At 69.8% G+C, this 19,751-nt stretch carries 21 protein-coding genes; 10 read left to right on the top strand and 11 right to left on the bottom strand.

Annotation, left to right across the window (positions count from 1 at the left end; genetic code table 11):
- A partial coding sequence (locus E3T61_RS11715; protein WP_134641033.1) for an amidase family protein occupies positions 1-576 on the bottom strand: 576 nt, incomplete at its 3' end.
- Positions 577-617: 41 nt separating this feature from the next.
- Between E3T61_RS11715 and E3T61_RS11710 the strand changes: the two genes are divergently transcribed.
- Both E3T61_RS11710 and E3T61_RS11705 read left to right on the top strand, forming a co-directional pair.
- The gene (locus E3T61_RS11710) at positions 618-1,253 is read left to right on the top strand and encodes a hypothetical protein (RefSeq protein WP_134641032.1); all 636 of its coding nucleotides are present in this window, start codon (positions 618-620) and stop codon (positions 1,251-1,253) included.
- A gap of 39 nt (positions 1,254-1,292) precedes the next feature.
- Positions 1,293-2,117 (top strand): SDR family NAD(P)-dependent oxidoreductase, encoded by an 825-nt coding sequence (locus E3T61_RS11705; RefSeq protein WP_241992529.1) that lies wholly within the window; start codon positions 1,293-1,295, stop codon positions 2,115-2,117.
- A gap of 9 nt (positions 2,118-2,126) precedes the next feature.
- Here E3T61_RS11705 and E3T61_RS11700 read toward each other — a convergent pair whose 3' ends face one another.
- The 4 genes from E3T61_RS11700 to E3T61_RS11685 are packed head-to-tail and all read right to left on the bottom strand — an operon-like array spanning position 2,127 to position 4,755.
- Entirely contained in the window at positions 2,127-2,705 is a 579-nt protein-coding gene (locus E3T61_RS11700; protein ID WP_134641031.1) for a GNAT family N-acetyltransferase, read from the bottom strand.
- Positions 2,706-2,730: 25 nt separating this feature from the next.
- Positions 2,731-3,453, bottom strand: a complete 723-nt coding sequence (locus tag E3T61_RS11695) for a uracil-DNA glycosylase (RefSeq protein ID WP_134641030.1) — start codon at positions 3,451-3,453, stop codon at positions 2,731-2,733.
- Positions 3,454-3,478: 25 nt separating this feature from the next.
- Positions 3,479-4,210, bottom strand: coding sequence for a Type 1 glutamine amidotransferase-like domain-containing protein (locus E3T61_RS11690; protein WP_134641029.1), 732 nt, complete (start codon positions 4,208-4,210; stop codon positions 3,479-3,481).
- Entirely contained in the window at positions 4,207-4,755 is a 549-nt protein-coding gene (locus E3T61_RS11685) for a phosphoribosyltransferase (protein WP_134641028.1), read from the bottom strand. Before E3T61_RS11685 ends, E3T61_RS11690 begins: the two co-directional genes overlap by 4 nt.
- 88 nt (positions 4,756-4,843) lie before the next feature.
- Here E3T61_RS11685 and E3T61_RS11680 point away from each other — a divergent pair, with 88 nt between their 5' ends.
- Positions 4,844-5,110 carry a hypothetical protein gene (locus E3T61_RS11680; RefSeq protein ID WP_134641027.1) on the top strand — a complete coding sequence of 89 codons (267 nt, stop codon included), beginning with the start codon at positions 4,844-4,846 and terminating at the stop codon, positions 5,108-5,110.
- A 7-nt stretch (positions 5,111-5,117) separates the two neighbouring features.
- Positions 5,118-5,723 carry an MOSC domain-containing protein gene (locus E3T61_RS11675; RefSeq protein WP_198418679.1) on the top strand — a complete coding sequence of 202 codons (606 nt, stop codon included), beginning with the start codon at positions 5,118-5,120 and terminating at the stop codon, positions 5,721-5,723.
- Here the strand turns inward: E3T61_RS11675 and E3T61_RS11670 are convergent.
- From E3T61_RS11670 to E3T61_RS11650, 5 genes are all read right to left on the bottom strand, one after another.
- Complete coding sequence (locus tag E3T61_RS11670) at positions 5,650-6,495, bottom strand: NAD-dependent epimerase/dehydratase family protein (protein ID WP_134641026.1); 846 nt, start codon at positions 6,493-6,495, stop codon at positions 5,650-5,652. The genes E3T61_RS11675 and E3T61_RS11670 overlap by 74 nt on opposite strands.
- 28 nt (positions 6,496-6,523) lie before the next feature.
- Complete coding sequence (locus E3T61_RS11665) at positions 6,524-7,714, bottom strand: bifunctional 2-methylcitrate synthase/citrate synthase (RefSeq protein ID WP_134641025.1); 1,191 nt, start codon at positions 7,712-7,714, stop codon at positions 6,524-6,526.
- A gap of 69 nt (positions 7,715-7,783) precedes the next feature.
- Positions 7,784-8,692, bottom strand: a complete 909-nt coding sequence (gene prpB, locus E3T61_RS11660) for a methylisocitrate lyase (RefSeq protein WP_134641024.1) — start codon at positions 8,690-8,692, stop codon at positions 7,784-7,786.
- Positions 8,692-10,227, bottom strand: coding sequence for an MmgE/PrpD family protein (locus E3T61_RS11655; RefSeq protein ID WP_134641023.1), 1,536 nt, complete (start codon positions 10,225-10,227; stop codon positions 8,692-8,694). Before E3T61_RS11655 ends, prpB begins: the two co-directional genes overlap by 1 nt.
- 26 nt (positions 10,228-10,253) lie before the next feature.
- Positions 10,254-10,937, bottom strand: coding sequence for a GntR family transcriptional regulator (locus E3T61_RS11650; protein WP_241992528.1), 684 nt, complete (start codon positions 10,935-10,937; stop codon positions 10,254-10,256).
- Positions 10,938-11,026: 89 nt separating this feature from the next.
- On the opposite strand from E3T61_RS11650, the gene E3T61_RS11645 reads away from it, so the two are divergent.
- From E3T61_RS11645 to E3T61_RS11635, 3 genes are read left to right on the top strand one after another with little or no spacing between them, the layout of a single operon-like run.
- Positions 11,027-12,988, top strand: a complete 1,962-nt coding sequence (locus E3T61_RS11645; protein ID WP_134641022.1) for an acetate--CoA ligase — start codon at positions 11,027-11,029, stop codon at positions 12,986-12,988.
- A complete protein-coding gene (locus E3T61_RS11640) occupies positions 12,985-13,332 on the top strand; it encodes a DUF485 domain-containing protein (protein WP_134641021.1) in 348 nt (115 codons plus the stop codon). The genes E3T61_RS11645 and E3T61_RS11640 overlap by 4 nt, the downstream gene beginning before the upstream one ends.
- Complete coding sequence (locus E3T61_RS11635; protein WP_174777012.1) at positions 13,329-14,963, top strand: solute symporter family protein; 1,635 nt, start codon at positions 13,329-13,331, stop codon at positions 14,961-14,963. The genes E3T61_RS11640 and E3T61_RS11635 overlap by 4 nt, the downstream gene beginning before the upstream one ends.
- 101 nt (positions 14,964-15,064) lie before the next feature.
- On the opposite strand, the gene E3T61_RS11630 is transcribed toward E3T61_RS11635, so the two are convergent.
- Entirely contained in the window at positions 15,065-15,877 is an 813-nt protein-coding gene (locus E3T61_RS11630; protein ID WP_134641020.1) for an SDR family NAD(P)-dependent oxidoreductase, read from the bottom strand.
- Between the two features lie 29 nt (positions 15,878-15,906).
- On the opposite strand from E3T61_RS11630, the gene E3T61_RS11625 reads away from it, so the two are divergent.
- From E3T61_RS11625 to metX, 3 genes are all read left to right on the top strand, one after another.
- Positions 15,907-17,013 carry an acyltransferase family protein gene (locus E3T61_RS11625; protein WP_134641019.1) on the top strand — a complete coding sequence of 369 codons (1,107 nt, stop codon included), beginning with the start codon at positions 15,907-15,909 and terminating at the stop codon, positions 17,011-17,013.
- A gap of 133 nt (positions 17,014-17,146) precedes the next feature.
- On the top strand, positions 17,147-18,475 hold the full coding sequence (locus tag E3T61_RS11620; RefSeq protein WP_134641018.1) for a bifunctional o-acetylhomoserine/o-acetylserine sulfhydrylase: 1,329 nt from the start codon (positions 17,147-17,149) through the stop codon (positions 18,473-18,475).
- A 66-nt stretch (positions 18,476-18,541) separates the two neighbouring features.
- Complete coding sequence (metX, locus tag E3T61_RS11615) at positions 18,542-19,735, top strand: homoserine O-acetyltransferase MetX (RefSeq protein WP_134641017.1); 1,194 nt, start codon at positions 18,542-18,544, stop codon at positions 19,733-19,735.
- Positions 19,736-19,751 lie beyond the last annotated feature (16 nt).

The raw sequence follows: 19,751 nt of genomic DNA, 5'->3' as shown, positions 1-19,751 counted from the left end.
GGACGGCTTGAGGCCGACGAGCCCGCAGGCGGCGGCCGGGATGCGCACCGAACCGCCGCCGTCGCTGCCGGGGGCGAACGGCAGCATCCGGGCCGCTACGGCCACGGCGGCGCCGCCGCTGGAGCCGCCGGCGCCCAGCGCGGGGTTCCAGGGGTTGCGGGCGGGGGCGCCGGCCACCGGCTCGGTGTAGGAGGGGAGGCCGAATTCGGGGGTGGCGGTCTTGCCCAGGCTCACGCCGCCGGCGGTGTCGAGGGCCTGCACGAGCAGGTCGCTGGTCTCGGGGATGTTGTGCAGCATCAGCCGGGAGCCGAGCCGGGCGGGCACGCCGGCGCGTTGCTGCAGGTCTTTGTCGCCGAACGGCAGCCCCCACAGCGGTGCGGTCTTGGGCACCTGGGTCTCTATGAACCGGGCGCGGGCCCTGGCGTTCTGGGCGGTCACCGTGACGAAGGCACCGAGGCCGGGGTCCAGCCGGTCGATCCGGGCCAGGTAGTGCTCGGTGAGCTCGGTGGGGCTGATCTCGCCCTGCTGCAGCGAGCGCCATTGTTCGAGGGCAGTCAGTTCGAAGAGGTCGGCCATCCCCCGAGCCTAGCCAGTGCCCATCTGGCTACAGTGTTGCCATGACTGCGTGGCTGGTGCGGCATCCGTTGAATGCCGGCTGGCTGTGGGTGGGCTTCTGGTTCGCGGTGATCCTGGCGCAGGAGCTAGTCGGGGCGCCCACCTGGAGCCGGTGGCCGGCCATCGTGCTCGCGGCACTGCCCACCCTGACCGCCACCCTGTTCGTGCTCGCCGCCACCCCGCGCAGCCATCTGCAGCCGGTGCGGGAGAGCGTGTTGGCACACTTCGTGGTGCGGTTCCTGGCGCTGATCGCCGCGTTCATCGTGTGGGGCGTCTCGTTGGCGCTGGGCGCTTCGATCGAGGCGGCGATCCAGGAGGCCGGCGACCATGAGGAACGGGCCGTCACCGGGCTGGGTTTCACCCTCCTGCTCGCCCTGGTGCCGGTGGTCGTCGCGGTGCTCTGGCTGGCGTTGGTCGTGCGTTGCGCCTGGTTCCTGCGCCGGTTGCGCGGCTGGCGCCAGGTCCCGACCCGAACCAGCGGCCAGCGTGATGTCCCGGCGGAGTTCCTGCAGGGGCGGCCGGGGTTGCGCACCCTGGCTATCGGGCTCGCCCACCCCGGATTGCTGTTGGTCGGCGGTGCCGGGTCGTCGCTGCTGGTGTTCACTCTGGGCAGGGTGGACCTCACTCTGCTGACCTGATGCTGGCGCTGAAAACCCCGGCCCGGGTAGCCTCGAAGAATGACCCGCACCACCGTTGCCGCGCAGTACAACCCGATGGGCACGACGGCCCTGATCACCGGAGCATCCAGCGGGCTCGGGGTGGGGTTCGCCCACGAGCTCGCCCGACGCGGCGCCGACCTCGTGCTCACGGCCCGGCGACTCGAGCGACTCGAAGACCTCGCGGTGGATCTGGCCGAGAAGTACGGCACCGTGTCCACGGTGATCCCGCTCGATCTGGCCGAACCGGGGGCCATCCCCGAGCTGGTGCGCGACCTGACCGAACGCGATATCCGGGTGGCCACCCTGATCAACAACGCCGGCTTCGGCCACTTCGGCACCCTGGTGGATGCGCCGGGCGACCGGGTGCACGACCAGGTCGCCGTGAACGTGGCGGCGCTGACCGATCTCACCCACGCGCTGCTGCCCGGCCTGCAATCCGCGGCGCTCGCGCATCCGCACGGCGCGGCACTGGTGAACGTGGCCAGCACGGCGGCGTTCCAGCCGGTGCCGCGGCTGGCGGTGTACGCCGCCGCCAAGGCCTACGTGCTCAGCCTCACCGAGGCGCTCTGGTACGAGACCAGGGCCACCGGCCTCAAGGTCACCGCACTCTGCCCCGGCCCCACCGAAACCGAGTTCTACGCCGTCGCCCGGCGGTCGCCCGGCGGGCCGCGTCGGCTGATGAGCGTGGACGAGGTGATGGCTGCGGCGTTCGCGGCCCTCGACGCGCCCCGCACTCCCCCGCACGTGGTCGCGGGCACCCAGAACCGGATCACGGCCTGGCTGGCCGGTTCGGCGCCGCGGCGGGCCGTCGTGACCGTCACCGGGCGGCTGTCGCGGCGCTGAGCCTGAGGACTACTTCAGGCTCTTCTGCAGCAGCACGGTGCCGAGCCAGCGCTCGAACTTGAAGCCGACCTTGCCCATTCGGCCGATCTCCTCGAAGCCGAAGTCCTGGTGCAGCTTGATCGAGGCCTCCGCCCCCTGGTCGGCGATCACGGCGATGATCTCCTTGAGGCCGGCGGCCTTCGAACGTTCGATCAGTTCGGCCAGCAGCACCCGGCCCAGGCCCTTGCCTGTAGACGCGGCGCCGAGGTAGATCGAGTTCTCGACCGTGAACCTGTAGGCCTTCTTCTGCTTCCACGGGCTCACCAGGGCGTAGCCGAGCAGCTGGCCGGCCGGTGACTCGGCCACGATGAACGGCATGCCGAGCTTGGCCAGGTAGTGGAACTTGTCGCGCCACTCGGCCAGCGTCATGGCGTCCTCGTCGAAGGTGACGGTGCTGTTGGCGACGTAGTAGTTGTAGATCTCCTGAATGTCAGGCAGGTCGGTCTCCACGGCGTCCCGAAGCGCGAACTCGAACGGAGCCTCGGGGGCCGGTGCCGGCGTCAGGTGACGCGGCAACCGTCGACGCGGCTGGTATTCCTCTTCAAGCACCGGTGGTGTCCTCTCGTAACGCTGTTCAGATTACCGTCAGTGACCAGTCCACGGGCGCAGCTCCCTGCTCCGCCAGCAGCGTGTTCGCCCGGCTGAACGGGCGCGAGCCGGTGAAGCCTCGCCGCGCCGACAGCGGGCTCGGATGCGCCGAGACGATCGTGGGTGTTCGCCCGAGCAGTGGGCGCAGGGTTTCGGCGTCCTTGCCCCAGAGGATGGCGACCAGCGGGGTGCCGCGGGCGGCGAGTGCCCGGATGGCCTGTTCGGTCACGGCCTCCCAACCGTGCCGCCGGTGGGAGCCGGCCGCGCCGGCCCGCACGGTGAGCACCCGGTTGAGCAGCAGCACGCCGTGCCGGGTCCACGGGCTGAGGTCGCCGTTCGGCGGTGCCGGCAGGGCGAGGTCGGCCTGCAGTTCGGTGAAGATGTTGGCCAGGCTCCGTGGAACCGGGCGCACATCCGGCGCCACCGAGAACGCCAGGCCCACCGGATTCCCGGGGGTCGGGTACGGGTCCTGGCCCACGATGAGCACCCGCACGTCGTCGAACGGCTGCCGGAACGCGCGCAGGATGTTCTCCGGCGCGGGAAGCACCTGCTCGCCGGCCGCGGCCGCCGCACGCGCGAAGGCGAGCGGGGCCGCGAACGGGGCGACGGTGCTGACGTCGACGGTGCTGACAGCGTCGGCGGCAGGGCCGGTCACGGGCACACCGAACGCTCGCGCCCAGCCGGGCTCGATCAGTGCCGGTTCGGTCATTCGGCTCGTGGACTCGCGATGTCGATCAGGAGCCGAAGGTGCTCACCAGCACCCCGCCCTCTGACTCGCTGACGGTCCAGACGCTGCCGGTACCGGCCACGCCCAGGGTGCCCTGGCCCACGATCAGCACGGTGCCCTCGTCCACGGCGAGGCCGCCGCGGATCAGGCCGGCCTCGGTGGCGGCGACCATGCGGCCCAGCGTGCCCCACTGGGCGGCGTGCACGTCCACGGTCACGTCGAGCAGGCCGATGCCGTTCTCGATGGTGATCTCGTCGAGTTCCTCCGAGGCGCCCTGCGGGCTGACCGGAACGCCGCCGATCTGCCAGCCGCCGAGAACCGCGCGCTCGGCCGCGATCATGGCGCCGGCTGAGTAGCCGAGGTACGGGATGCCGGCGGCCACCTGGCGGCGGATCTCCCCGGCGATGGGGGCGACGGCCGTGAGGTACGCGGGGGTGAGGCCGCCGCCGATCACGATGCCGTCGACATCCGCCACCGCGAGCAGGGCGGCCTCGTCGGCCAGGCCGAGCACGGTCAGATGCGGGTCGATGGGCCCGACGGCGCCGAGGGCCGCGACGAGTTTGGCAGCGTGGTCGTCGCCGTCGCCGTTCCGCACCACGATGATCGCCAGGCGCGGCTCGTCGCGGCCGGCCGCCGTTGCGCGCAGCGCGGCCTCGGCCAGGAACGGGCCGTAGACCACGGCGTCGCTGTCAGTGTCGTTCTCGGCAGCCCAGCCGCCGCCGACGAGGTGGATGCTCATGCGTCCACGACCGAGGTCAGCGGGGTGGCGGTCACGGGCGGCAGTGACGACCAGGGGAAGACGATCCAGCCGTCGGTCTCGCGCCAGGTGAAGTCGGGCACGTGCACGGTGCGCGGCTTGGTGTACAGGGTGGCGGAGCGCACCTCACCGGCCGATTCCTTCAGGATGCCGACAACAAGGGCCAGGGTGTGGCCGGAGTCGGAGACGTCGTCGACGAGCAGCACCCGCAGGCCGGCGAGCGCGGGGGCGTCGAGCATCGGCCCGCTCAGCACGGGCTCCGGCAGGCGCTCGTCGATGCCGGTGTAGAACTCCACGTTGATGGAGCCGCAGTTCTTGGTGCCGAGGGCGTAGGAGATCGCCCCGGCCAGCAGCAGGCCGCCGCGGGCGATGGCGATGACAACGTCGGGCTGGAAGCCGCTGGCCAGCACAGTAGAGGCCAGCGACCTGGACGCGTCGGCGAATTCGGTCCACTCCAGCACCTCGCGGGGCGGATCGACAGGCGGATCGACGGTGGCGGGGGTCTCGGTGTGCTGGTCCTGTTGCATTTGTCAATGGTAGAACCTCGCGCGCCCGACGTGCGCGGACCAAGGGCCCGGTTCCGCGGCGGGCACCCGGGTAGCGGAGAATTGACCCATGATCACACTGCAGCAGGATGCCGACGGCTTCGTCCGCATGAACCGGCACTTCCCCAGCAAGACCCCCATCGCGATTCTCTTCACCGACGGAAGCACCGGCGAGTACACCGGCGCCCGGCTGAACGAGCTGTACGACGCGGCCCTGGCCACCTTCCGCGCCGAGAACCGCCTCGACGCCAAGGGATTCTCCCGCGCCCCGGCTAAGACCGTGCACCCCACCAACAACGTGGAGTTCGTGCCCGTCGCCGCCGGGATGGCCCCGTAGCGAGCTGATGAGCGTCCTGCCGTACAGCGCCGAGGTGGAGATCGTGCTGCTGCTGGCGTCCCCCGTGCACCGGTACGAGGGGCGCCCGGCCGACGGGCCGCTGCCGGCGGTGGGCGAGGAGAGCCGTGCCGGCATCGAGGTGCGGGCGGGCCTGGGCATCGTGGGCGACCGGCACTTCGGCCGTCGAGCGCACGTGCAGGCGTCGGTCACGGTGATGAACGCCGAGGTACTCGACCGGGTCGCCGCCGAGCTGGCGCTGGCGCACCCGCTGGATCCGGTCGCCACCCGGCGCAACATCCTGCTGCGCGGCGTGGATGTCGACGCTCTGCGCGGGGCGACCTTCTCGCTCGACAGCGGCGACGGTCCCGTCGAGTTCCGGGCGCACCGGCCGGCGAACCCCTGCGCGTGGATGGATGTGGTGCTGGCCCCCGGCGCCCATCGGGCCCTGCGTGGGCGCGGGGGCCTGCGCTGCGAACCGTTGACCGACGGGATGCTGCGGCTCGGTGCGGCCACGATGCGGAGCAGCGTCCAGCCGGTGGTTACGGGTGCCGCACGCCCTGACCGGCCAGCACGGCCCGGTAGCCCTCCCGGTAGCTCGGATAGGCGAAGCTGAATCCGGTCTCCAGGATGCGCCGGTTGCTCACCCGCTTGTCGCCGCCACGCTTGCTGCCGGTCTCGATGATCTCGGGCACGGGTAGGCCGAGTTCGCCGGCGAGGAAGGTCAGCACCTCCACGACCGGTACCGGTGTCGAATCGACGCCGAGATAGAGCCGGTCCGGCCCCTTGGCGCGACAGACCAGGTGCACGATCATCGCGGCGGCGTCGTCACGGTGGATCCGATTGCTCAGCCGGCCGCGCTCGGCCACACTCGCGCGGCCCGAACGCACCTGATCGATCAGGCGCTCCCGGCCGGGGCCGTAGATGCCGCCGAGGCGCAGCACGACAGCCGACGGGATCCGGCTGCGCAGCAGCTGCTCGGCCTCGGCCAGGATTGAGTCGGTGCCCGGCCCCGGGTGCGCGGGGGTGTCCTCGTCGACGGTACTGCCGTCGTCCACGTCGTAGACCGCTGTGGAGGACACCATCAGGAACCGGCGCGGGGTCACCCGCGCGGCGTCCAGAGCGTCGAGCAGGTTGGCCAGGCCGGTCACATAGGCGGCCCGGTAGATCGCCGGGTCCGGGTTGCCCGCGGCCACGGTCACGATCACGACGTCGGTGTCCGGCGGCACGTCGGGCCGCTCTCGGCTGAGGTCCACGGACTGCCCGTTCAACGCGGCCGGGAGCACTCCGGCGTTGCGGCGGAGGCCCACCACCTGCTGGCCGAGCGCGCTCAGGCGGAGGCCCACCTCGGTGCCGAGGTCGCCGCATCCGGCAATCAGTACTGTCATGCCTCCAGTATGGAGCTGCCGGCGCGGCTCAGAGCACCTCGCCCGCCGCGGCCGGTGGAACGTGTCGCTCCGGCGTTCCGGTGTAGAACGACAGCGGTCGGATCAGCGCGTTCGCGGCCAGCTGTTCCATAATGTGGGCGGTCCAGCCGGTCACGCGGGCCGCGACGAAGATCGGCGTGAAGCTGGCGGTGTCGAATCCCATCAGGTGGTACGCCGGGCCGGCCGGGTAGTCCAGGTTCGGCAGGATGCCGGTTCGCGCGCTCATGCCGTCGGCCAACGCGTCGTACAGGGCGAGCAGGTCGGGCCGGTCGTAGTGCTCGATGAGGGTGAGCAGGGCCGTGTGCATGGTGGGCACCCGGGAGTCGCCGTGCTTGTAGACCCGGTGGCCGAAGCCCATCACCTTGCGCTTGTGCGCGAGGGTGTCGTCGAGCCAGAGCCCGGCGCGCTCGGCCGCCCCGTCGCCCAGGCCGATCTCGCCGAAGATGTGCATCACGGCCTCGTTCGCGCCGCCGTGCAGCGGCCCCTTGAGCGCCCCGATCGCCCCGGTCACGGCCGAGTAGAGGTCGGAGAGCGTGGAGGTGATCACCCGGGCCGTGAAGGTTGACGCGTTGAAGGAGTGCTCGGCGTACATGATCATCGACACGTCGAAGGCCTCGACGACCTCGACCTCCTGCACCTCGCCGAAGGTCATGTAGAGGAAGTTCGCCGAGTAGCCCAGGTCGTCGCGCGGTTCGACGAGGTCGAGGCCGTGCCGGCGACGCTGGTCGTAGGAGACGATGGCGGGCAGCTGAGCGAACAACCGCAGCGACTTGGCCAGGTTCGCCTCCACCGAGGAGTCCGGGGTGCTGAGGTCGTTGGCGCCGATCACGCTCACCGCGGTGCGCACCACGTCCATCGGGTCGGCGGAGGTCGGGATTTCATCGATCACCCGCCGCACCGAGTGGTCAAGGCGCCGCAGCGACCGCTCCGCGCTCTCGAATTCGGCCAGCTGCTCATCGTCGGGTAGCTCACCGTTCCAGAGCAGGTAGGCGACCTCTTCGAAGCTCTTCTGCGCGGCCAATTCCTGCACCGGGTAGCCGCGGTAGAGCAGCGAGTTGGAGTCGGGGTTGACCCTGGACACCGCCGTCGTGTCGGCCACCACCCCGGCCAGGCCGCGGTGGATCTCCGGCCCGGCCTGCTGGTGCACCACGGGCGGGTTGATGGGCTGGTTGATGGTCATTTCGCTCCTTTGCGTCCTGAAGTTGCCGTGCTGGTACTGCGGGTGTGGTGCTGCTGGTGTGGTGCTGGGCTAGCCGTCGTGACCGCTCAGAGTGAAGTTGAAAATCCCCGAATCGAAGCGATTGTAAGCCTCGTAGTCCAGCAGCTGATAGAGCTCCGCGCGGGTTTGCATCTGCGGCAGCGCACTGGTCAGCGAGCCCTCGGCGATGATGGTGTCCAGGCCCCGTTCGGCCGCGCCCATTGCCAGGCGCAAGAGCGAGACCGGGAAGATCACCAGGTTGATCCCGACGCCTTCGAGCTGGTCCACCCGGAACAGTTCGCTCTTGCCGAATTCGGTCATGTTCGCCAGGATCGGCACGTCCACCGCGGCCCGGATGGCTTCGAACTCGGCCAGGGTGCCCATGGCCTCGGGGAAGATCGCGTCCGCGCCGGCGTCCGCCAGGGCCTTCGCCCGGTCGATCGCGGCATCCAGCCCGTCGACGGCGCGGATGTCGGTGCGCGCCATGATGAGCAGGTTCGCATCACGCCGGGCGTCGACGGCGGCGCGGATGCGCTTGAGGGCGGTGTCGGTGTCGACCACCTGCTTGCCATCGAGGTGCCCGCAGCGCTTGGGGTTCACCTGGTCCTCGATGTGCAGGCCGGCCACGCCGGCGTCTTCGAGGGTCTGCACGGTGCGGGCTACGTTCATCGGCTCGCCGAAGCCCGTGTCGGCGTCAACCAGGGTGGGCAGGTCGGTCATCCGGGAGATCTGCTGGCTGCGGCCGGCGACCTCGGTGAGGGTGGTCAGGCCGATGTCGGGCAGGCCGAGGTCGGCGGCGAGCACGGCGCCGGAGATGTAGACGCCCTCGAACCCCTTGGCCTGGATCAGCTTGGCGGAGAGCGGGTTGAAGGCACCGGGGAAGCGCAGCAGGCTGCCGCCGGCGAGGTCGGCGCGGAGCTGGGCGCGCTTGGCGGCGGGGGTGAGTCCGGAGTAGAGCATCAGAAGATTCCGTTCAGGCTGGGCAGGTGGTCGAACAGGCCGGGCCTGGCCACCAGGGTGAGCGTGCCGAGTTCGGCGCCGGAGAGCTCGGGCAACCGCTGGGCGAGGTCGAGGAACCGTTCGATCTCGTGTTCCTCCAGGGCAGCACCGGCGAGCAGCCGGAACTTGGCGACGTAGTCCTCCCGCCCGAACGGGCGGGCGCCGAGCGGATGCGCATCCGCCACGGCCAGTTCGTCGACCAGACGGGTGCCGTCGGCCAGCAGGATCTCCACCCGGCCGCCGAAGGCTTTCTCGGCGGGGTCTGTGGAGTGGTAGCGGCGGGTCCACTCGGCGTCTTCGCTGGTGGTCACGGTGTTCCACAGGGCCACGGTGTCGGCTCGTCTGGCCCGCTCCGGCCGGTAGGAGTCTTCGTGGTGCCAGGCGCCGTCCTGCAGCGCCACGGTGAAGATGTACGGCACCGAATGGTCCAGGGTCTCCCGGCTGGCCCGCGGGTCGTACTTCTGCGGGTCGTTGGCGCCGGAACCGATGACGTTGTGGGTGTGGTGCGAGGTGTGGATGACGATCGACCGGATCGCGCCGGGCACCAGGATCTCGGGGTGCTCGCGGTGGAGCTTCCGGGCCAGGTCGATGAGGGCCTGGGCCTGGTATTCGGCGGAGTGCTCCTTGGTGAAGCTGTCCAGGATGGCGCGCTTGGGCTCGCCGCCGGCCGGCAGCGACACCTCGTAGCCGGCATCCGGTCCGTCGAGCAGCCAGGCGATGACACCGTCCTCGCCCTCGTAGATCGGCGTCGGGCTGGTCTGGCCGCGCATGGCCCGGTCCACGGCCTCGACGGCCATCTTCCCGGCGAAGGCCGGCGCGAACGCCTTCCAGCTGGAGATCTCTCCCTTGCGGGACTGCCGGGTGGCTGTGGTGGTGTGCAGGGCCTGGCCGATGGCCTGGAAGATCGTGTCGGGGTCCAGGCCGAGCAGGGTGCCGATACCGGCGGCGGCCGACGGGCCCAGGTGGGCGACGTGGTCGATCTTGTGCTTGTGCAGGCTGATCGAGCGGGCCAGGTCGATCTGCACCTCGTAGCCGGTGGCGATGCCGCGCACCAGTTCGCGCCCGGTGAGGCCGCGGGCCGCGGCGAGGTGCTGGGCCACCGCCACGATCGGCGGGATGTTGTCGCCCGGGTGGGAGTACTCGGCGGCCAGGAAGGTGTCGTGGTAGTCGAGCTCCCGCACGGCCACGCCGTTGGCCCAGGCCGCCCACTCCGGTGAGACCTTGCGCCCGCTGACCGGTCCGAACACGGTGGCGCCGTCGCCGCCGGCCGAACGGGGATGCGCCAGCGCCTGCGAGCGGGCCGCCGCGACAGGGTCGCGGGTGAGCGAGGCGGCGGCCACGGCGGCGTTGTCGATCACCCGGTTGATGATCATCTCGGTGACGGCGTCGTCGACGGGGACCGGGTCGGCCGCGCAGGCGGCGATCTTCCATGCCAATTGCTCGGTACGGGCGGGGCTGCTCTCGCTGGGGTGCACGCGCACGTGGGTTGTCTGCACGGGATGGTCCTTTCGAATCGGGGAGGTCAGGAAGTCGTCTCGGTCGCCGCAAGCACCGCGAGCACGCTCGCGAGGCTGAGGTGCAGGTGTACGTGGGTGGCGTGCGCGGCGAGCGCCGCATCCCCGCCGATGATCGCGTCGAGGATCAAGAGGTGTTCGGCCGCGGCGGCCCGCAACCGCACCGGGTTGCCCCTGGCCACCCGACGGATGCGGGCCAGGTGGGTGCGCACGGTGTCGAGGGCGCCGACGAGGAAGGAGTTGTCGACGGCGGCGTCGATGGCGGCATCGAACTCGTCGATCAGGGCGTAGTACTCGTGGATCCCGTTCTCACCGGCCTCGAGCAGGGCGGGAGCGGCGACGAACCTCTCCCTCATCGTGGCGAATGCGGAGCGGTCGGCACTGCGGGCGGCCAGGGTCGCGGCGCGCTCCTCCAGGGCCTCGCGCAGCTCGTAGAGATCGTTGATGGAATCGACCGACATCTCGGTCACCGAGAAGCCCCTGCCGCTGCGGCCGGCGACGAGGCCGTCCGCCACGAGCCGTGCCACGGCCGAGCGGAGCGGGGTGCGCGACACGCCGAGCCTGGCAGCCTGTTCCACCTCGAGCAGCACGGTACCGGCCGGCAGTGTGCCGTCCAGGATCTCATCGCGCAGCACCCGGTAGGCCCGGTCGCTCGCCCGCTCCGGCGCGGACTTCACGGTCTCTGTATACACAAGCGCATTCTATTCCCCTACTGGACAGTTTGTGCAAGACTAACCGCACCTTGTGTATACATGAGAGCTTCGATGGAGAGGTTCGCACCATGACCGAACGCACCGGCACCACTCTCTACCGCGATGTCTGGCGGCGCAGCATCGACGAGCGCGAAGGCTTCTGGCTGGATGCCGCCCGCCAGATCGACTGGGTCAGAGCGCCATCCGCGGCGCTGACGCAACACTCCCCCACCGACTACAGCTGGTTCGCCGACGGCACCCTCAACACCAGCTACAACGCCCTCGACCGGCACGTGCTCGCCGGTCGCGGCGACCACACCGCGCTGATCTACGACTCGGCGATGACCGGCACCAAGGCGCGGATCAGCTACAGCCAGCTGCTCGACCGGGTGGCCAGGTTCGCCGGGGTGCTGCGGGCCAGCGGCGTGGGCAAGGGCGACCGGGTCGTCGTCTACCTGCCGATGATCCCCGAAGCCGTCGTGGCCATGCTCGCCTGCGCCAGGATCGGGGCGGTGCACTCGGTGGTCTTCGGCGGCTTCGCGGCCAGCGAGCTCGCCGTGCGGATCGACGACGCGCGACCCACGGTGATCGTGACCGCGTCCGGCGGTCTGGAACCGGGCAAGACCGTGCCCTACCTCCCGCTGGTGAACAAGGCCCTCCAGCTGAGCGCCGGCTCGGTCCACACGGTGATCGTGCGGCACCGGGACGCGATCGACGGCTCGGCCGCTGACTACGCCGACGACACGTCCGTGCGCTGGCTGGACTGGGCGGCGGCCGAGGCCACGGCGACACCGGCAGAGCCGGTCACCGTGAGCAGCTCAGACCCGCTCTACATCCTCTACACCTCCGGTACCACCGGAAACCCGAAGGGCATCATCCGCGACAACGGCGGCCATGCCGTGGCCTTGACCTGGTCGATGCGCGGGATCTACGACATCGGCCCCGACGACGTGTTCTGGGCCGCGTCGGACGTGGGCTGGGTGGTCGGCCACTCCTACATCGTCTACGCGCCGCTGCTCGCCGGGGCCACCACGGTCATCTACGAGGGCAAGCCGATCGGCACCCCGGATGCCGGCGCCTTCTGGCGGGTGGTGTCGGAGTACCGGGTGAACGTGCTGTTCACCGCGCCAACGGCGATCCGGGCGATCCGCCGGGTCGACCCCGAGCTGGCCGAGCTGGAACGCTACGACGTGTCCAGTCTCACCGCCCTGTTCCTGGCCGGCGAGCGCCTGGACCCGGAGACCTTCCACTGGGTCAACGACGGCCTGCACTGCCCGGTGGTGGACCACTGGTGGCAGACCGAGACCGGCTGGGCCATCTGCGCCAACCCGCGCGGCATCCAGGAGCTGCCCACCAAACCCGGCTCCACCGCTGTGCCGGTGCCCGGCTACGACATCGCCATCCTGGACTCGAAGGGGCAGCCGATCACCAAGCCGGGCAAGGACGGCAACATCGCCATCCGGCTGCCGCTGCCGCCCGGCTCCCTGCTGGGCATCTGGGGTGGCGCGGATCGTTTCGCCGCCGCCTACCTCACGGCCTTCCCCGGCTACTACGCCACCGGCGACTCCGGGCACCTCGATGCGGACGGATACCTCTATGTGATGGGCCGCACCGACGATGTGATCAACGTCGCCGGCCATCGGCTCTCCACCGGCTCCCTCGAGGAGGTGCTCACCCGGCATCCCGCCGTCGCGGAGTGCGCGGTGCTCGGCGTGCACGACGCGCTGAAGGGCCAGCGGGCCGCCGGTTTCGTCACCCTCAAGGCCGGCTGGGTCGTCGAGCACGACCTGCTCACGGCCGAGCTGGTCAACCTGGTGCGGGAGCACATCGGCCCGGTGGCGGCGTTCCGTGACGTCACCATCCTGGACAGACTGCCGAAGACCCGATCGGGCAAGATCCTGCGCAAGACCATCCGCCAGATCGTCGACGGCGAGCCCTACAAGATCCCGCCGACCATCGAAGACCCCACCGTGCTCGACGCCCTCGTGCGCGCCGTGCATCCGGTGCCCGCCATCCCCATCCAGTTCACCGGAGCAAAGGAGCCCCAATGAAGGAATCACTGAAAGACACCAGGCCGGAGGGTTCGATCGACTATGTCGCCTTCGAGACCTCCGAACGCTTCGTCAACTTGCAGCGCCGGCGCCGGAGGTTCGTGGTTCCGCTGGCCGTGTTCTTCCTCCTCTGGTACTTCGCGTTCGTGCTGGTGGCCGCGTACCTGCCCGACGTGATGGCGATCAAGGTCGCCGGCAGCATCAACCTGGGCCTGGTGCTCGGCCTGGGCCAGTTCGTCACGACGTTCGCCATCACCATCTGGTACGTCGCATTCTCCAACCGCGTTCTCGACCCGCTCGGCGCCGAGCTGCGCGCCGAGCTCGAGCAGAAGGCCGCCGCATGAGCGCCCTGGGCATCACTGCAGCTGGCGTCGCAGCCGCGGTCGAACAGGCCGAGACCAATCCGGTCCTGAACATCTCGATCTTCCTGGCCTTCGTGGCCGTCACCCTGGTGATCGTGATCCGGGCGGGCCGCAACAACCGCACCGCCGCCGACTACTACACCGGCGGCAGGTCCTTCACCGGTCCGCAGAACGGTTTCGCGATTGCCGGCGACTACCTCTCGGCGGCGTCGTTCCTCGGCATCGTCGGCGCCATCGCGGTGAACGGCTACGACGGGTTCCTCTACTCGATCGGCTTCCTGGTGGCCTGGCTGGTGGCCCTGCTGCTGGTGGCCGAGCTGATGCGCAACACCGGCAAATTCACCATGGCGGATGTGCTCTCCTTCCGGTTGGCCCAACGGCCGGTGCGCGTCGCCGCGGCGACCACCACCCTGGCGGTGTGCTTCTTCTACCTGCTCGCCCAGATGGCCGGCGCCGGCGGGCTCGTGTCGCTGCTGCTCGGCATCAACGACAAGCTCGGCCAGTCCATCGTGGTCACAGTCGTCGGCGGCCTGATGATCATGTATGTGCTGATCGGCGGCATGAAGGGCACCACATGGGTGCAGATCGTCAAGGCGTTCCTGCTCATCATCGGGGCAGGCGCCATGACGGTGTGGGTCCTGGTGATCAACGGGTTCAACCTGTCCACGCTGCTCGATGCGGCCGTCGCGAACGCCGCGGTCACCCCGGCCGATTCGATCCTCGCGCCCGGCCTGCAGTACGGGCACAACCCGCTGGACTTCATCTCGCTGGCCATCGCGCTGGTGCTCGGCACCGCGGGACTGCCGCACGTGCTGATGCGCTTCTACACGGTGCCCAGCGCCAAGGAGGCCCGCCGCTCTGTGGTCTGGGCGATCTTCCTGATCGGGGCGTTCTACCTGTTCACCCTGGTGCTCGGCTTCGGTGCCGCGGCCCTGGTGGGCGCCGACACCATCCTCGCCTCCCCCGGCGGGGTCAATTCGGCTGCGCCGCTGCTGTCGCTGGCGCTCGGTGGCCCGCTGCTGCTCGGCTTCATCTCGGCGATCGCGTTCGCGACGATCCTCGCCGTGGTGGCCGGTCTCACCATCACCGCGGCCACCTCGTTCGCGCACGACATCTACGCGAGCGTCATCAAGAAGGGCAAGGGCAACCCCGACGGCGAAGTCAAGATCGCCCGGCGCACCGTCGTGGTGATCGGCATCCTCGCGATCGCCGGCGGCATCGGCGTGCAGGGACAGAACATCGCATTCCTGGTGGCCCTGGCCTTCGCCGTCGCGGCGAGCGCCAACCTGCCCACGATCCTGTACTCGCTGTTCTGGCGCGGCTTCACCACCCGCGGTGCCCTGTGGAGCATGTACGGCGGTCTGGGGTCGGCGATCCTGCTGATCGTGTTCTCGCCGGTGTTCTCCGGCACGCCCACCTCGATGTTCGGTGAGGGTGTGGACTTCGCGCTCTACCCGCTGAACAACCCGGGCATCGTCTCGATCCCGCTGGGCTTCTTCCTCGGCTGGCTCGGTTCGGTCACGAGCACCAAGCGGGAAGACCCGAAGCTGGCCGCCGAGATGGCGGTGCGCTCCCTCACCGGGTTCGGGGCCGAGAAGGCCAGCGAGCACTAACCGCCCGCCCTCACCCCACCCGTGGCCGAACTGTGGCCGAAACGGACGATTGCGCCCGGTACGCCGGGCGCAATTTTCCGTTCGGGGAACAGTTGCGCGGGTTAGGCGCGCGGGGTGAGCGGGCCGCGGGCGACCAGGTGCGGGGCGGCCTGCGCGACCGGCTTGACCACAAGCAGGTCCACGTTCACGTGGGCCGGCATTTCCACGGCGGCCACGACGGTGGCGGCGATGTCCTCGGCCACGAGCGGATGCGGCACATTCGCGTAAGCGGCCTTCGCCTTCTCGGCGTCGCCGCCGAAGCGCACCAGGCCGAATTCCTCGGTCTGGACCATGCCGGGAGCGATCTCGATCACCCGGATCGGCTCGCCGTTCAGCTCGAGCCGCAGCACCTCGGTCATGGCGTGCGCGGCGAACTTGGCGGCGTTGTAGCCGCCGCCGCCGGCGTATGCGGTGTGCCCGGCGATGGAGGTGATGTTGACGATGTCGGCGGATGCGGCGGCCGAGCTTCCTGCAGCGGCCGCGGCATCCGTTTCGGTGGCGATCGAGGCGCGCAGCAACGGCAGCAGGGCACTGGTGACCCGCTTCACCGCGAGCACGTTGATCTCGAACATCCAGGCCCAGTCGTCGATCGAGCCGGCCTCGACCGAGTCGAGCCCCTTGGCGCCGCCGGCGTTGTTGACCAGGGCGTTCACCGGGCCGGATGCGGCGAGGAAGTCCCGCAGAGCGTCCACCTCGGCCTGCACGGTGAGGTCGGCGACGAACACGGCGGCGCCGGTCTCCGCGGCGAGCGCGGCGAGCCGGTCGGCGCGGCGGGCCACCCCCACCACATCCCAGCCGTGCTCACGGAACAGCCGCACGGTGGCCGCTCCGATTCCGCTGCTCGCACCGGTGACCACAACTCTTTTTTTGCCCATTGCCCCATTCTGCCCGGAGAATGGACCCGATGAGTTCGCCGACTGAGACACCAGCCCCACCTGGCCCGCACAAGCACAAGCGCCGCGTGCCGTTGTGGGACAACGCCCGCTGGATCGCGATCACCCTGATGGTGATCGGTCACGCCATCCTCAAGCTGATCGGCGAATCCGACCCGGCCTACGGTGTCTACCTCTTCATCTACGCCTTCCACGTTCCGGTGTTCGTCGCCGTCAGCGGCTATTTCGCCAAGTCCGGTCCGCCGGGTCCGCGCCAGATGCACCGGCTGATCACCGACGTGGTCTTCCCGTACCTGATCTTCCAGAGCCTTTGGACGCTGGTCAGCTGGGCGCTCAGCGGCACCCTCAAGGTGGACTACTCCGCCCCAGCCTGGACGCTGTGGTTCCTGATCGCCCTGACGATCTGGCGCGTGGTGCTGCCGTACCTGGTGCTGATGCGTTACCCGCTGCTGATCAGCATCGCAATCTCGGTGGGCGCCGGCTATGTCGGCGACATCGACAGCACCTTCTCGCTCTCGCGCACTCTGGGGCTGTTGCCGTTCTTCGTGTTCGGCTGGAAGCTGCGCCAGTGGCCGCTCACGGCCAGGTGGATGCACCTGCACCCGGCCGCGGTCTGGCGTTGGCGCTCCGGCGCGATCGCCCTGTTCGGCGCCCTCGCCCTGGCCATCACGGTGAACATCGTCGGGGTGCGGGACCTTCGGCTGCGCAGCTTCACCCTGTACGACGAGGCCTACTGGCAGTTCGGCTATGACCAGTTCTGGGCCGGGGTCATCCGGCTGGGTCTGATGATGGCGTCCTTCGCTTTCATCCTGGCCTTCCTCATGCTGATGCCGCGCCGGGCCACCTGGTTCACGCCGCTGGGCGCCGCCACCATGTACATCTACCTGCTGCATTCCTTCCTGCTCTACCCGCTGCGCGAGACCGGGGTGCTCGACGGTCCCCAACCGCCGTGGATGCTACCGGCCGTGATCCTGCTGGCCATCGGCATCTCGGTGCTGCTGTCGCTGCCCGTCGTGAAACGTATTTTCAGGCCGCTGGTGGAGCCGAGGCTGCGCTGGTTGTTCAGGCAGGAGCCGTCCACCCACACGGGCACCATCGTGCTGCCCCACGACAGATGACGTTGTGTTTCGCTGGTCGTTGTCGCCGGGACGTACCCTGCCTATGGTTGCAGCAGAGCAGCGGGGCATCTGATTCCGCGCACCTTCGATTCCTCGGGCTTGCCGGCTCGAGCACGAACAGGGAGACCGAACCATGAGTGATTCCGCCGACTGGAAGTTCGAAACCAAGCAGGTCCACTCCGGGGCCCGCCCTGACCCTGTGACCAACGCCAGGGCCACACCGATCTACCAGACCACCTCGTACGTCTTCAACAACGCCGAACATGCCCAGAACCTGTTCGCGCTGGCCGAATTCGGCAACATCTACACCCGCATCCAGAACCCGACCCAGGCCGTGGTCGAGGAGCGCGTCGCCGCCCTCGAAGGCGGCACCGGCGCCCTGCTGGTGGCCTCCGGCCAGGCGGCCTCGACCTTCGCGGTGCTCAACATCGCCCAGGCCGGCGACCACATCGTGTCGTCCAGTTCCATCTACGGCGGCACGTACAACCTCTTCAAGTACACCCTGGCGAAGCTCGGCATCGAGACCACCTTCGTCGAAGACCAGGACGACGCCGCCGCGTGGGCCAGGGCGGTGCGGCCGAACACCAAGTTGTTCTTCGCCGAGACCATCGGCAACCCCAAGATCAACGTGCTCGACATCGCGCTGGTCGCCGACGTGGCGCACGCCAACGGGGTGCCGTTGATCGTGGACAACACCATCGCCACGCCCTACCTGATCCGCCCGTTCGAGCACGGCGCCGACATCGTCGTGCATTCGGCCACCAAGTTCCTCGGCGGCCACGGCACCATCATCGGAGGCGTCGTCGTCGACGGCGGCCGGTTCGAGTGGTCGGCCAACGTGGAGAAGTTCCCCGGGCTCACCGAACCCGACCCGTCCTACCACGGCGCCAGCTACACCACCGCGGTCGGCGACGCCCTCGCCTTCATCATCAAGGCCCGGGTGCAGTTGTTGCGCGACCTGGGCAGCGCGATCGCCCCCGCGAGCGCCTGGCAACTCATCCAGGGCATCGAGACGCTGAGCCTCCGCATCGAACGGCACGTGTCGAACGCGCAGGCCATCGCGGAGTTCCTCGAGAATCACCCCGACATCGCCTCGGTCAACTACGCCGGGCTGCCGTCCAGCCCCTGGTACGCGACCGCGAACAAGTACGCCCCGCTCGGCGTCGGCGCGGTGCTCTCGTTCGAGCTCAAGGGCGGGGTGGATGCCGGACGGGCGCTGGTGGACAACCTCAGCCTGTTCAGCCACCTGGCGAACATCGGCGACGTGCGCTCGCTGGTGATCCACCCGGCGTCGACCACGCACGCGCAGCTCACCCCGGAGCAGCAGCTCACCGCTGGCGTGACACCGGGCCTGGTGCGCCTGTCGCTCGGCATCGAGAACGTCGTCGACCTGCAGGCCGACCTTGAAGCCGGCCTGGCCGCCGCGCGTGCCGTGGTCACGGCGTCCCGCGCGAACGCGTAGGCCGTTCCCGGCCCGCATGACGTAACATTCGGCGGCCACGGCCGAACATGGCCACAATGGAGCCGTATGGAATGGCAATACTCCGCGGACACCGTCCCGTCCAGCCTCGTCACCGACGCGCAGGCGCGCTCCCTGCTGGGCAAGCCGCCCGTGACGGGCGCCTGGCGCGACGGTGACCCGGTGGGCGGCCGCCGGTTCGTCGACATCGGCGCCCTCGACCTCGAGGTCGGCGGACGCCTGCCCGCGGTGCGGATCGCCTACGAGTCCTGGGGCGAATTGAACCCGGCCGGTGACAACGCGGTGCTGGTGCTGCATGCGCTCACCGGCGACAGCCACGTCATCGGCGCCCCGGGGCCCGGGCATCCCACCGCCGGCTGGTGGAGCGGCGTCGTCGGCCCCGGCCTCGCGATCGACACCGACCGCTGGTTCGTGGTGGCGCCGAACATGCTCGGCGGCTGCCAGGGCAGCACCGGCCCGGCCTCCCTCGCGCCGGACGGCTCGGAGTGGGGACCCCGGTTCCCGTACCTGACCATCCGCGACCAGGTGGCTGCGCAGGTGGCCTTCAGCGACCGCCTGGGCATCAACACCTGGGCCGCCGTCATCGGCGGCTCCATGGGCGGCATGCACGTGCTGGAATGGGGCATCGACCACCCCGGCCGGGTGGACCGGCTCGGTATCCTCGCCGCGCCGCCGATCACGACGGCCGACCAGATCGCACTGAACTCGGTGCAGATCGAGGCGATCCGCACCGACCCGCTGTTCCGCGCCGGCGACTACTACGATGCCGAGGCCGGTGACGGCCCGAGCCGGGGCCTGGCCCTGGCCAGACGGATGGCCCTGCTCAATTACCGCAGCCCGTCAGAGCTCAACGTCCGCTTCGAGCGCAGCTGGCAGAGCGACATCACCCCGCTGGGCGCCCGCGGCCGGTTCGCCGTGGAGTCCTACCTGGACTTCCACGGCAACAAGTTCACCCGCAGGTTCGACGCGAACAGTTACATCACCCTGGTCGAGGCGATGAACTCGCACGATATCGGCCGCGGCCGGGGTGGCGTGACGGCGGCCCTGGCCCGGATCACGGCGCGCACCCTCGTCGTGGGCATCGACAGCGACAGGTTGTTCCCGCTCGACGGCCAGCGGATCATCGCGGCCGGGCTCGGCCGCGGCGGCGAACCCGTCGTCCTCGAGTCCGGCTACGGCCACGACGGTTTCCTGATCGAGAACGCGGCCGTCGGCGCGTCACTGCGGAGCCTGCTGAACTGAGCCGGAGGGTTGACAG

This window comes from Cryobacterium lactosi (genome assembly GCF_004403945.1).
Classification (GTDB): Bacteria; Actinomycetota; Actinomycetes; order Actinomycetales; family Microbacteriaceae; genus Cryobacterium; species Cryobacterium lactosi.
The sequence above is the reverse complement of the archived record's forward strand: the minus strand, read 5'-3'. Positions and strand labels throughout refer to the sequence as shown.

Coding starts and splice junctions, on each gene's coding strand:
- prpB (WP_134641024.1), bottom strand. CDS start 8,692: ATGCTCTACTCCGGACTCACCCCCGCCGCCAAGCGCGCCCAGCTCCGC.
- E3T61_RS11645 (WP_134641022.1), top strand. CDS start 11,027: ATGACCGAACGCACCGGCACCACTCTCTACCGCGATGTCTGGCGGCGC.
- E3T61_RS11665 (WP_134641025.1), bottom strand. CDS start 7,714: ATGACCATCAACCAGCCCATCAACCCGCCCGTGGTGCACCAGCAGGCC.
- metX (WP_134641017.1), top strand. CDS start 18,542: ATGGAATGGCAATACTCCGCGGACACCGTCCCGTCCAGCCTCGTCACC.
- E3T61_RS11690 (WP_134641029.1), bottom strand. CDS start 4,210: ATGAGCATCCACCTCGTCGGCGGCGGCTGGGCTGCCGAGAACGACACT.
- E3T61_RS11630 (WP_134641020.1), bottom strand. CDS start 15,877: ATGGGCAAAAAAAGAGTTGTGGTCACCGGTGCGAGCAGCGGAATCGGA.
- E3T61_RS11635 (WP_174777012.1), top strand. CDS start 13,329: ATGAGCGCCCTGGGCATCACTGCAGCTGGCGTCGCAGCCGCGGTCGAA.
- E3T61_RS11640 (WP_134641021.1), top strand. CDS start 12,985: ATGAAGGAATCACTGAAAGACACCAGGCCGGAGGGTTCGATCGACTAT.
- E3T61_RS11620 (WP_134641018.1), top strand. CDS start 17,147: ATGAGTGATTCCGCCGACTGGAAGTTCGAAACCAAGCAGGTCCACTCC.
- E3T61_RS11685 (WP_134641028.1), bottom strand. CDS start 4,755: ATGCAACAGGACCAGCACACCGAGACCCCCGCCACCGTCGATCCGCCT.
- E3T61_RS11670 (WP_134641026.1), bottom strand. CDS start 6,495: ATGACAGTACTGATTGCCGGATGCGGCGACCTCGGCACCGAGGTGGGC.
- E3T61_RS11675 (WP_198418679.1), top strand. CDS start 5,118: ATGAGCGTCCTGCCGTACAGCGCCGAGGTGGAGATCGTGCTGCTGCTG.
- E3T61_RS11710 (WP_134641032.1), top strand. CDS start 618: ATGACTGCGTGGCTGGTGCGGCATCCGTTGAATGCCGGCTGGCTGTGG.
- E3T61_RS11625 (WP_134641019.1), top strand. CDS start 15,907: ATGAGTTCGCCGACTGAGACACCAGCCCCACCTGGCCCGCACAAGCAC.
- E3T61_RS11680 (WP_134641027.1), top strand. CDS start 4,844: ATGATCACACTGCAGCAGGATGCCGACGGCTTCGTCCGCATGAACCGG.
- E3T61_RS11695 (WP_134641030.1), bottom strand. CDS start 3,453: ATGACCGAACCGGCACTGATCGAGCCCGGCTGGGCGCGAGCGTTCGGT.
- E3T61_RS11705 (WP_241992529.1), top strand. CDS start 1,293: ATGACCCGCACCACCGTTGCCGCGCAGTACAACCCGATGGGCACGACG.